At 73.2% G+C, this 10805-nt stretch carries 10 protein-coding genes; 5 read left to right on the forward strand and 5 right to left on the reverse strand.

Annotation, left to right across the window (positions count from 1 at the left end; translation table 11 throughout):
• Both JNW89_RS16585 and JNW89_RS16590 read right to left on the reverse strand, forming a co-directional pair.
• Window positions 1-842: bifunctional heptose 7-phosphate kinase/heptose 1-phosphate adenyltransferase (locus JNW89_RS16585; RefSeq protein WP_238449603.1), on the reverse strand; the 842-nt coding region annotated here is incomplete at its 3' end.
• Window positions 843-983: 141 nt separating this feature from the next.
• Window positions 984-2300: an MFS transporter gene (locus tag JNW89_RS16590; RefSeq protein ID WP_375155109.1), complete on the reverse strand. Its 1317-nt coding sequence runs from the start codon at window positions 2298-2300 to the stop codon at window positions 984-986.
• Between the two features lie 81 nt (window positions 2301-2381).
• On the opposite strand from JNW89_RS16590, the gene JNW89_RS16595 reads away from it, so the two are divergent.
• Window positions 2382-4058, forward strand: coding sequence for an MDR family MFS transporter (locus JNW89_RS16595; RefSeq protein WP_238449604.1), 1677 nt, complete (start codon window positions 2382-2384; stop codon window positions 4056-4058).
• A 12-nt stretch (window positions 4059-4070) separates the two neighbouring features.
• Here JNW89_RS16595 and JNW89_RS16600 read toward each other — a convergent pair whose 3' ends face one another.
• Window positions 4071-4979, reverse strand: a complete 909-nt coding sequence (locus tag JNW89_RS16600; RefSeq protein WP_238449605.1) for a LysR family transcriptional regulator — start codon at window positions 4977-4979, stop codon at window positions 4071-4073.
• A 65-nt stretch (window positions 4980-5044) separates the two neighbouring features.
• Between JNW89_RS16600 and JNW89_RS16605 the strand changes: the two genes are divergently transcribed.
• Window positions 5045-5926: a DMT family transporter gene (locus tag JNW89_RS16605; RefSeq protein WP_238449606.1), complete on the forward strand. Its 882-nt coding sequence runs from the start codon at window positions 5045-5047 to the stop codon at window positions 5924-5926.
• Here JNW89_RS16605 and JNW89_RS16610 read toward each other — a convergent pair.
• The gene (locus JNW89_RS16610) at window positions 5919-6410 is read right to left on the reverse strand and encodes an NUDIX domain-containing protein (RefSeq protein ID WP_238449607.1); all 492 of its coding nucleotides are present in this window, start codon (window positions 6408-6410) and stop codon (window positions 5919-5921) included. The two genes, JNW89_RS16605 and JNW89_RS16610, sit on opposite strands and share 8 nt — an antisense overlap.
• A gap of 100 nt (window positions 6411-6510) precedes the next feature.
• On the opposite strand from JNW89_RS16610, the gene JNW89_RS16615 reads away from it, so the two are divergent.
• Together JNW89_RS16615 and JNW89_RS16620 are read left to right on the forward strand one after the other, a co-directional pair.
• Window positions 6511-8145 carry a fatty acid--CoA ligase gene (locus JNW89_RS16615; RefSeq protein ID WP_238449612.1) on the forward strand — a complete coding sequence of 545 codons (1635 nt, stop codon included), beginning with the start codon at window positions 6511-6513 and terminating at the stop codon, window positions 8143-8145.
• A 272-nt stretch (window positions 8146-8417) separates the two neighbouring features.
• Window positions 8418-8828 (forward strand): DUF1801 domain-containing protein, encoded by a 411-nt coding sequence (locus JNW89_RS16620; protein ID WP_238449608.1) that lies wholly within the window; start codon window positions 8418-8420, stop codon window positions 8826-8828.
• A 2-nt stretch (window positions 8829-8830) separates the two neighbouring features.
• Here JNW89_RS16620 and JNW89_RS16625 read toward each other — a convergent pair whose 3' ends face one another.
• Complete coding sequence (locus tag JNW89_RS16625; RefSeq protein WP_238449609.1) at window positions 8831-9844, reverse strand: NADPH:quinone reductase; 1014 nt, start codon at window positions 9842-9844, stop codon at window positions 8831-8833.
• 200 nt (window positions 9845-10044) lie between these two features.
• On the opposite strand from JNW89_RS16625, the gene JNW89_RS16630 reads away from it, so the two are divergent.
• On the forward strand, window positions 10045-10805 hold a 761-nt coding region (locus JNW89_RS16630), incomplete at its 3' end, for an AfsR/SARP family transcriptional regulator (protein ID WP_238449610.1).

The raw sequence follows: 10805 nt of genomic DNA on the forward strand, positions 1-10805 counted from the left end.
GCAGGTCCGGGCCGGCGGCGGTCCGTCCGGCGGGACGCGGCGCGGCGCCGAAGCCGGCGGCGGCGCGGGCCAGCAGCCGGGTCGCCTCGGCGAAGCTCGGGGTCACCACGGTCGGGGCGAGGCCCCGCCAGTCGGGGCGCGGCGCCGAAGCCGGCGGCGGCGCGGGCCAGCAGCCGGGTCGCCTCGGCGAAGCTCGGGGTCACCACGGTCGGGGCGAGGCCCCGCCAGTCGGCCAGGTCGTGCGCGTCCAGCGCGACCGTGGTGTAGCGCTCGCGGTTGGCGACCAGCCAGGCGCGCACCGGCGCGGGCAGTGCGCCCAGGCCGTAGTCGCAGACCACCAGGGTGGGCGTGGCGCCACCGGCGGCCGCCTTCAGCTCCTCGGTCGCGCAGTCCAGCGCGGTGAGCAGGTCCCGCACGCCGTCGTCGTCGAGCGCGTCCTCCGGGTCGCCGGAGTCCTCCCGGAGCAGGATCTGGTTGCCGGCGAGCATCCGCCGCTTCACCGGCGTCGGCCGGTGCGGCTCGCTGACCGTACGGTCCCAGACCCCGGCCCGGTCCAGGCAGTCGTGCAGTTCGTCGCCGGCCACGTCGGCGCCGACCGGGGCGACCAGCAGCGCCCGGCCGCCGAGGGTGGCGATGTTGACCGCCGTGTTGGCGGCGCCGCCGGCGGCGGAGATGCGCCGGCGCAGGGTGAGGACGGGGGCGGGCGCCTCGCGGCAGAGCCGGTCGGACTCGGCGAACCGCCACTCGTCCAGCATGGCGTCCCCGACGACCAGGACCGGGCGCCCGAGCCAGCTCTCCACGACGGTGGCGAGCCGGCGCTGTTCCGCTGCTGCTCCTGCCATGCCTTCCCGACTCCCCCGAGCGCCCCGCGCCAAACATACCCACCCCCCGCGCGCACGTTCTGGGCATTCGGGCCCCACCGCCTCCGTTGATCATGAAGTTGTTGTCGGCCGGCCCGGCGTGTCAGGACAACAACTTCATGGTCAACGGGCCGGGTCGGGGGTGACGCGGGTGGGGGCGGTGGTGGCCCAGGCGGCGTCTTCGGCCTGTTTGCGGGCCAGGCCGTCGCGGCCGTCGTAGCGGAGGAAGGCGGGGAGGGCGGCGGCCAGGGCGATGGTGCCGAGGACGCAGAGGACGCCGCCGGAGACGATCGAGCCGGTCACGCCCAGTGGCGTGCGGGCGACCAGGCCGGAGCGGAGTTGTCCGAGCAGCGGGCCGGTCGAGTACGACAGCATCTCGATGCCGGCGAGCCGGCCGCGCAGGTGGTCGGGGATCGTCTGGTTCCAGATGGTCATCCGGAACAGGCCGGAGACCATGTCGGCCGCGCCGGCCAGCACCAGGAACAGCAGCGCCAACCAGAGCCAGCCGGCCAGCCCGAAGCCGATCACGGCCAGCCCCCACGCTCCGGCCGCCAGCACCACCATCAGCCCGTGCCGGTGCACGTGCTTCACCCAGCCGGAACTGACCGTGGCGAGCAGCGAGCCGGCCGCCGGGGCGGCGTAGAGCAGCCCGAGCACCGCCGGGCCACCCAGCTTCTCGGCCATGAACGGGTAGAGCGCCTGCGGCATCCCGAAGAACATCGCGTTGATGTCGACCAGGTAGGTGCCGAGCAGTTCCGGGCGACTGCGGGCGTACCGCAGGCCGGTGACCACCGAGCGCAGCGACGGCCGGTCGGCGGCCGGCGGTGGCGGGACCGCCCGGACCAGCGCCAGGCAGGCCAGCGAGAACGCGAAGGTGGCCAGGTCGATGGCGTACACCCAGGCCAGGTCCACGGAGGCGATCAGCACGCCGGCGACGGCCGGGCCGCCGAGCTGGGCCACGTCCATCCGCAGCGAGTTCAGCGCGCCCGCCGCCGGGATCTCGTCGGGCGCGACGATCCGGGGGGTGAGCCCCTCCATGGCCGGGCGCTGCACCCCGTCCAGCGCCGCGGTCGCGGCCGCCACCACGTACAGCAGCCACAGGTGCGGCGCCGCCGACAGCGAGTTGACCAGCAGCACCCCGCAGAGCAGCGTGAAGCCGATCTCGCCGCCGAGCACCAGCCGCCGCCGGTCCAGGTAGTCGGCGAGCGCGCCGCCGACGAAGGCCATCAGGAGCAGGGGTACGAGCTCGCAGACGCCGAGCAGGCCGACCAGCAGCGGATCACCGGTGAGCTGGTACACCTGGTACGGCAGCGTCACGTAGGTGATGAACGACCCGAAGCCGGACACCCCCGCCGCGGCGAAGACCAGCCGGAAGTCCCGCGAGGTACGCAGCGGCGTGAGGTCCAGGGCCAGCCGGCGAAGCAGTCTCACGGGCGGCATGGTCGCCGAGCGTCAGCCGGCCTGTCGACGGGTTTTCCCGCCCGGGGCGCATGTTCCGCGCGGTCCTGGATAGAAGGCGGGATGACCACGGAAGCCCAGGGCCGCCCGGTGCTGCACGCCCGCCAGATCCGCCTGCTGATGTTCGGCCTGATGACCGGGATGCTGCTGGCCGCGCTCGACCAGACCATCGTCGGTACGGCGCTGCCCACCATCGTCGGGGAGTTGGGCGGCATCAACCACTACTCGTGGGTGGTGACCGCGTACCTGCTCGCCTCCACCGCCTCCACCCCGCTGTACGGCAAGATGGCCGACCTGTACGGCCGCCGACCGGTCTTTCTCTTCTCGATCGGCACGTTCCTGCTCGGCTCGCTGCTGGCCGGCCTGTCGCAGGACATGACCCAGCTGATCGTCACCCGGGGCATCCAGGGCATCGGCGCGGGCGGCCTGATGACGCTGGCGTTCACCATCATCTCGGACGTGGTCTCGCCCCGGGAGCGGGGCCGCTACCAGGGACTCTTCGGCGCGGTCTTCGGCCTGTCGTCGGTGGCCGGGCCGCTGGTCGGCGGGTACTTCGCCGAGACGAACTGGCGGTGGATCTTCTACATCAACGTGCCGCTGGCGATCCTGGCGATCGTGGTCTGCTACCACGTCATGCGGCTGATCCCGTTCGAGCGGCGGGAGCACGCGATCGACTGGCTCGGCGCCGGGCTGCTGGTGGCCGGGGTGAGCGCCCTGCTGCTCGCGCTGAGCTGGGGCGGCAACGAGTACGCCTGGGACTCCGGGGTGATCATCGGGCTCTTCGTCGCCGGGGCGGTCCTCGGGGTGCTCTTCGTGGTGCAGGAGGCCCGGGTCGCCGAGCCGATCCTGCCGCTGCGGCTGTTCCGCAGCGCCACCTTCGCGCTGGCCAACTCGGCGGGCTTCGTGCTCGGTCTGGTGATGTTCGGGTCGATCATCTTCATCCCGCTCTACCTCCAGATCGTCAAGGGCGCCTCGCCGACCCGCAGCGGTCTGCTGATGCTGCCGATGATGGCCGGCATCATCGTCACCTCGGTCCTCACCGGCCGGGCGATGAGCCGGATCGGCCGGTACAAGTGGTTCCCGGTGGTCGGCTCGGTGGTGCTGCTGGCCGGCATGCTGCTCTTCACCCGGCTGGAGGTGGAGACCTCGCTCTGGGTGGCGTTCGGTTTCATGGTGGTGATCGGCGTCGGGCTGGGCCTGTGCATGCAGTCGCTGATCCTCGCGGTGCAGAACGCGGTCGACGTCCGCGACCTGGGCGCGGGGACCTCGTCGGCGACGTTCTTCCGGTCGCTGGGCGGCTCGTTCGGGGTGGCGATCCTCGGCGCGGTGCTCTCCTCCCGGCTGACCGCGCAGCTCGCCGACCGGCTGCCGGCCGCGATCGCCCAGCTGCCCCCGGAGCAGCGCGCCGCCGTCGTGGCCAGTGGTGGGGCCGACATCTCGATCAACGACCCGGCGACCATCCTGGCGCTGCCGGGGCCGGTACGGGCCGCCATCCAGGGTGCCTTCGTCGACTCGCTGGACATGGTCTTCCTGACGGCCGGCCTGATCGCCGTCCTGGCGGTGGTGGTCACCCTGGCCCTGCCGGACGATCAGCTGCGCGGGACCGGCCCGCAGGGCGCGACCGGCGGCGCCGACCCGCTCGGTGGCAAGGCTGCCGCCCCCGGTGGCAAGCCGCTGCCGAAGGAGTCGAAGGAGGAGGCCGCCGCCGACATGGAGGCGAAGTCGCAGACCATGCTCTGACGCAGGCGGCGGCTATGACGGTACGGCCGCGAGCAGGTCGAGGATCAGGGCGAGCGGGGGCCAGGCGGTCCGGCCCCGGCGGGTGACCGCGTACGAGCGCAGCCGGGCCTCCGGGCCGGTGAGCGGGAGCAGGCGTACGCCGGGAACGGTCGGCTGGTCGGCGGGGAGCAGCCCGACGCCGAGGCCGGCGACGATCAGGTCCTGGACGAGTTCCAGGCTGTCCGCGCGGTGTTCGATCCGGGGTTCGAAATCCGCCATCGAGGCGATGGTCCGGACGACCACCTCGTCGGCGGTGTAGCGGGAGTTGACGATCCAGCTGCGGTCCCGGAAGCGGTCGAAGACGCCGGCGGCGTCACCCGGGACGTCCGGGACGGCGTCGGCCGGCACGCCGAGGCTCCACGGCGCCGACCAGAGCGGGATCGCCTCCAGCGTGCGGTCGACGGGTGCCGGCGCGAGGTTGTAGTCGTACGTCAGAGCGAGGTCGACGTCGTCGGTCGCCAGCAGCGCGAACGCCTCGGCCGGTTCGTGCTCGTGGATGCGCAGCCGGACCTGCGGGTGGCGCGCCGCGAGGTCGACGGTGACCGGCAGCAGCGACCGGCGGACGGCGGTCGCGAAGCCGGCGACCCGGACGGTGCCGGCCGGCTCGGCCCGCGGGTCGAGGTCGAGCCGGGCCGCCTCGACGGCGGCGAGGATGGTCACCGCGTGCTCGGCCAGCCGCCGCCCGGCGGGGGTGAGTCGCACCCGGCGGCCCTGCGGCTCGATCAGCGGCGCGCCGACCTCGCGGGAGAGCGCGGCGAGCTGCTGCGACACCGTGGACGTGGTGACGCCCAGCTCGTCGGCGACCTCGCGCATCGAGCCCAGCCGGGCCAGCTCGCGCAGCAGTCGCAGTCGGCGCAGGTCCACGCCACGATTGTTCATCATCGCCGAACGGTACGTCCAGCAAAGTCACGTGGACATGAACGGTAGGTAGCGGCTCTACTGGGGGCATGGCTCCCACCCGTACCGGCGCGTCGATGGCGCTCGCGTCGATGCTCTTCGTCCAGCTCGGTCTGGCCGCCTCGGTCTCCCTCTTCGACGAGGTGGGGCCCGACGGAGCGGCCTGGCTGCGGCTGGCCTGGGCCGGACTGCTGCTGGTGGTCCTGGTCCGCCCCCGTCCGTCCGGCTTCACCCGGCGTGCCCTGCTGGCCTGTGTCGCGCTCGGCGTGGTGACCGCCGGGGTGACCATCCTGTTCATGGCCGCGGTGGCCCGCCTGCCGCTGGGTACGGCGAGCGCGCTGGAGTTCCTCGGCCCGCTCGGGGTGGCGGTGGCCCGGGGCCGGGGCGGGACGAAGCTCTGGCCGGCGCTCGCCGCCGTGGGGGTCCTGCTGCTCACCGAGCCGTGGCGCGGCGGGGCGGATCTGGTGGGCGTCGGCTTCGCGCTGGCGGCGGGTGCCTGCTGGGCGGCGTACATCCTGCTCACCCAGCGGGTCGGCGACGAGGTCTCGGGCATCCGCGGCCTGGCGGTGTCGATGCCGGTGGCCGCGGTGGTCGCCACCGTGGTGGTCGGGCCGGGCGTCCTCGGCGACCTCACCTGGCCGGTGCTGCTGGCCGGGCTGGGGCTGGCGGTGCTGCTGCCGGTGGTGCCGTTCGTGCTGGAACTGCTCGCCCTGCGCCGGCTCACCACCGCCGCCTTCGGCACGCTGATGAGCCTGGAGCCGGCGATCGCGCTGGTCATCGGCCTGGTGGCGCTGTACCAGGTGCCGGGCGTCGGGGCGGTGGTCGGGATCGCCTTCGTGGTGGCCGCCGGCATCGGCGCCGAACGCACCGGCGCGCGGGCGGAGGCGGTCGCGCCCAGCCGACCCGAGCCGGCCGCGGTCGGGACTACTTGAGGATGAGCCGGTTGGTCTGCTCGAAGACGTCGAGGTCGGCGAGGGTCTCCGGGACCGAGGCCGACAGCGGCGAGGGGAACGCGTCGCGGGGGAAGAAGCCGGCGTCGGTCGTCTCGTCGGTGATCCGGACCAGGTCGCCGTCCCAGTCCTCGACCCGGAACGCGGCGGTGAAGATCTGGTAGGTGTGGCCGTACATGTTGGTGTGGGTGCGGTCCGGCCCGGTGTAGAGGGCGAACGCGCTGACCCGCAGCGCGCGCAGCCCGGTCTCCTCGCGGACCTCGCGTACCGCGCAGTCGGCGATCGACTCGCCCAGCTCCATCGCGCCCGCCGGCAGGGCCCAGTGGCCGTTGTCGGAACGCTGAATCAGCAGCACCCGGCCCGCGTTGTCGCGGACCACGGCCCGGGCCCCGACGAACATCAGCGTCCGGTCACCGGCCAGGGCGCGCAGCTGCCCCACGTACGAGTCGGCCCACGAGATGCTCACCCGGACAATTTACGCAGCTTCCCGGGGGTGCCTCCGGTGTTCCGGGGGTTCCCAACCTGTGACCGGCGACACTAGCTTGTTACCCATGCGTAGCACGATGATGGACGCCCCCCTCCAGGTCGCTCGGATCCTCGAACACGGCTCCACCGTGCACGGCACGGCAGAGGTCGTCACGTGGACCGGCGCCGAGCCCCGCCGGATGTCGTACGCCGAGGTCGGCCGCGCCGCCGCCCGGCTGGCCCATGCCCTGCGCGACGAGTGCGGGGTGACCGGCGACGAACGGGTCGCCACCTTCATGTGGAACAACAACGAGCACCTGGTGGCGTACTTCGCGGTGCCCAGCATGGGCGCAGTGCTGCACACCCTGAACATCCGGCTCTTCCCGGACCAGGTCGCCTACATCGCCAACCACGCCGAGGACCGGGTGGTGCTGGTCGACTCGACGCTGATCCCGCTGCTGGCCCGGGTGCTCGGCGAGATGACCACGGTGCAACACGTGGTGGTGGTCGGCGGCGGCGACCCCGCCCCGCTGGTCGCGGCGGCCGGCGACCGGATCACCGTGCACCACTGGGACGAGCTGCTGGCCGGCCGCCCCGACAGCTACCAGTGGCCCGAGGTGGACGAGCGGGACGCCGCCGCCCTCTGCTACACCTCCGGCACCACCGGCAACCCCAAGGGCGTGGCCTACTCGCACCGCTCGATCTACCTGCACTCGTTGCAGGTCTGCATGCCGGAGGGCTTCGGCCTCGGTCCGGTCGACCGGGAACTGGCCATCGTGCCGATGTTCCACGCGATGTCGTGGGGCCTGCCGTACGCGGCCTTCCTCTCCGGCGCGTCGCTGATCATGCCGGACCGGTTCCTCCAGGCCGCGCCGATCGCCGAGATGATCGCCGCCGAGCGGCCCACCCTGGCCGGCGCGGTGCCGACCATCTGGAACGACCTGCTGTCCTATCTGGACAATCACGACGTGGACACCTCCTCGCTGACGGAGGTGATCGTCGGCGGTTCGGCCTGCCCGCCCGCGCTGATGCACGCGTTCGCCGAGCGGCACGGGATCGAGGTCATCCACGCCTGGGGGATGACCGAGATGTCCCCGCTGGGCTCGGTGTCCCGGCCCCCGGCCGGCGCCACCGGTGACGACGCCTGGCGCTACCGCTACACCCAGGGCCGGGTGCCGGCCGGGGTGGCCGCGCGGATCGTCGGCCCGCTGGGCGAGCCGCTGCCCGCCGACGGGACGTCCGTCGGCGAGCTGGAGGTCCGGGGCCCGTGGGTGACCGCTCGGTACGTCGGGGACGACACCCCGGACGAGGAGAAGTTCCGCGACGGCTGGCTGCGTACCGGTGACGTGGGCACCCTCTCGCCGGACGGCTACATCACCCTCACCGACCGGGCCAAGGACGTGATCAAGTCGGGCGGGGAGTGGATCTCCTCGGTGGAGCTGGAGAACGCGCTGATGGCTCACCCCGACGTGCAGGAGGCCTGCGTGGTGGGGGTGCCCGATCAGCGGTGGGACGAGCGTCCGCTGGCCACCGTGGTGATCCGCGAGGGCGCCTCGGTGACCGCGGAGGAGCTGCGGGCGTTCCTGGCGAAGTCGGTGGCGCACTGGCAGCTGCCGGAGCGGTGGGCGTTCATCGACGCGGTGCCGAAGACGAGCGTCGGCAAGTTCGACAAGAAGGTGGTCCGGTCCCGCTACGCCGACGGCGGGCTGGAGGTGCGGGAACTGACCGGGCCGTAACGTTTTCCGGCGGCTCGTCGCCGTAAGGGGCAGGGACGTACTCCTTGAGAAGCATCCCTCCCCAGGGGCGCCCCGGCGTTCGCACCGCGCCGGGGCCGCCCGCTTTTTGCGGGGCGACCCGCAACAGTCATTCTTGCGAAACATGTTCGCCTCTGTCCCGCTGACGAGGAAATCCGCCCAGCTCACGCGGCTTCGGTGTCGGTGTCGGCTCGTAGGCTCCGGGCTGAACCGGCCGCCCCCGGGCCGGCCCGCCGTCGAGTACCGGAGACGTCATGGCAACCCTGAAGACCGCCCCGACCGCCGCCAGCGTGGACGACTTCCTCGCCGCCGTGCCGGACGAGACCCGCCGCCGCGACGCCATCGCCGTCCGCGACCTGATGCGGCAGGTCACCGGCGAGCCGCCGACCATGTGGGGGGACGCCATCGTCGGCTTCGGGCAGCGGCACCTGCGCTACGCCAGCGGTCGCGAGCTGGACTGGTTCCTGGTCGGGTTCTCGCCGCGCAAGGCGGCCACCACCCTCTACCTCGGTGAGGGATTCCCCGAGAAGGAGCAGTTACTGGCCCGGCTGGGCCGGCACACCGCCGGCAAGGGCTGCCTCTACGTCAAGCGGCTCGCCGACGTCGATCTCGACGTGCTGACCGAGCTGGTCCGCGCCTCCGTCGCCCAGGCGCGCGCCGAGTAGCGTCACTGCGCGCTGGTGGTGATCAGCACCTTTCCGACCACCGAATCCTCCACCGCCTGGTGCGCGGCAGCCGTGTCTCCCAGCGGGTAGTGGTGCAGGGGCAGGCCGACCTCCCCGCCCACCCGTACGCCGCCCTGGGCCACCGCCGCGGCCACGTCGGTGACCGCCCGCGCCTTGGCCGCCGCCGGCTCGGTGTAGACCAGCACGAACTGCCAGCGGGCGTTGGGCACCATGAGCGGCCGGATCGGCAGGGTGACCTCGGCGCCCCCGTCGTCGGCGTACACGCAGACCGCGCCGCCGGGGCGGAGCAGTTGGACGTCGGTGGCGGCGTTGCGGGCGGCGGAGACCTCGACGATGGTGTGCACCCCGTCGGGGGCGATCTTGCGGACCTCCTCGACCACGTCCTGTTCCCGATAGTTGATCACGAAGGACGCGCCGGCCGCCGCCGCGAACTGCGCCTTCTCCGGGCTGCTGACGGTGGTGATCACGCAGGCGTCCGCCCAGCGCGCGAGCTGGATCGCGGCGTTGCCCACCGCGCCCGCGCCGCCCTGCACCAGCACCACATGGTCGCTGAGCGCACCGGCGTGCAGCTTGGTCGGCATGTACTCCCCGGCGGTGAGGCAGCGGTGCGCGGTGAGGAACGGGATGCCGAGGCAGGCGCCGAGGTCGAAGTCGGCGGAACCGAGGCCTACCGCCTGGCGGACCGGGACCACGGTGTACTCGGCTGCGGTGCCCCAGGGGCGCTGCCAGGCGGCCTCCCAGAGCCACACCCGCTTGCCGATCAGGATCTGGTCGACGCCCTCGCCGACCGCCTCGATGACCCCGGCGCCGTCCTGGCCGGGGGTCTGCCAGCCGGCCGGCAGCGGCCACTGCCGGCGAGCCTTCCAGTCGGTCGGGTTCACCCCGGAGACGGCCACCCGGACCAGCACCTCGCCGCGCCCGGGTTCCGGCACCGGCCGGTCCACCAGCTTCAGCACCGAGGGGTCGCCGGTCTCCTCGTAGACGATCGCCTTCATCCCCGTCTCCCTCCGACAGTCGCGTCCCCATCTTCGCCGATCCCGCGCGCGTCGGGGTGACCTCGCCGGTCGCCGACCGTGATCACCTCGGGTGGCGACCCGCGCACCCGGGGTCAACCGAACGGCCGATCCACCTCGGTCGATGAGCCACATAAGATCGTCGATCAGGCTCGCCAACTGTCACGGGGGACGGTGTGGTAATGGAGTTCCGCCTGCTCGGGCCCGTCGAGGCCACCATCGCCGATCATCCGGTCCAGCTCGGCGGCGTCAAGCCGCGCACGCTGCTCGCCGCCCTGCTGGTCGAGCATGGGCACGTGGTGCCGGCGGAGCGGCTGGTCGACGTCATCTGGGGCGACGGGCCGCCGGGCACCGCCCGCGCCGTGCTCCAGACGTACGTCTCCACCCTGCGCCGGTCGCTGGGCGGCGGCGTCGGCACCGCGATCGTCACCCGGTCGCCCGGCTACCTGATCCGCATCGGTGCGGCCACTCTCGACCGCGACCTCTTCGAGGAGATGCTCGCCCAGGGGCGTTGGGCCGCCACCGCCGGCCGCCACGAGGAGGCCGTCGAGCTGATCCGCCGCGCCGGCGGGCAGTGGCGGGGCGCGGCCCTCGGCGGTGTGGAGAGCGAGCTGCTCGCCGGCGAGGCCGCCCGCCTGGAGGAGCTGCGACTGACCGCGGTGGAGGAGCGCACCGGGATCGAGCTGCTGCTGGGGCGGACCGAGCAGGTGGCCGCGGAGCTGACCGACCTGGTCCGCCGCCACCCGTTCCGGGAGCGGATGCGGGGGCAGCTGATGCGGGCGTTGAGCGCGCTGGGGCGGCGCCCGGACGCGCTCGCCGTCTACCGCGACGGCCGCGAGTCGATGGTCGACGAGTTGGGGATCGAGCCCGGACCGGAGATCCAGGCGATCCACGAGGCGATCCTCCGCGAGGAGCCGGACCGGCACCGGCCGCCCCCATCCGC

This window comes from Micromonospora sp. 4G55 (assembly GCF_016803375.1).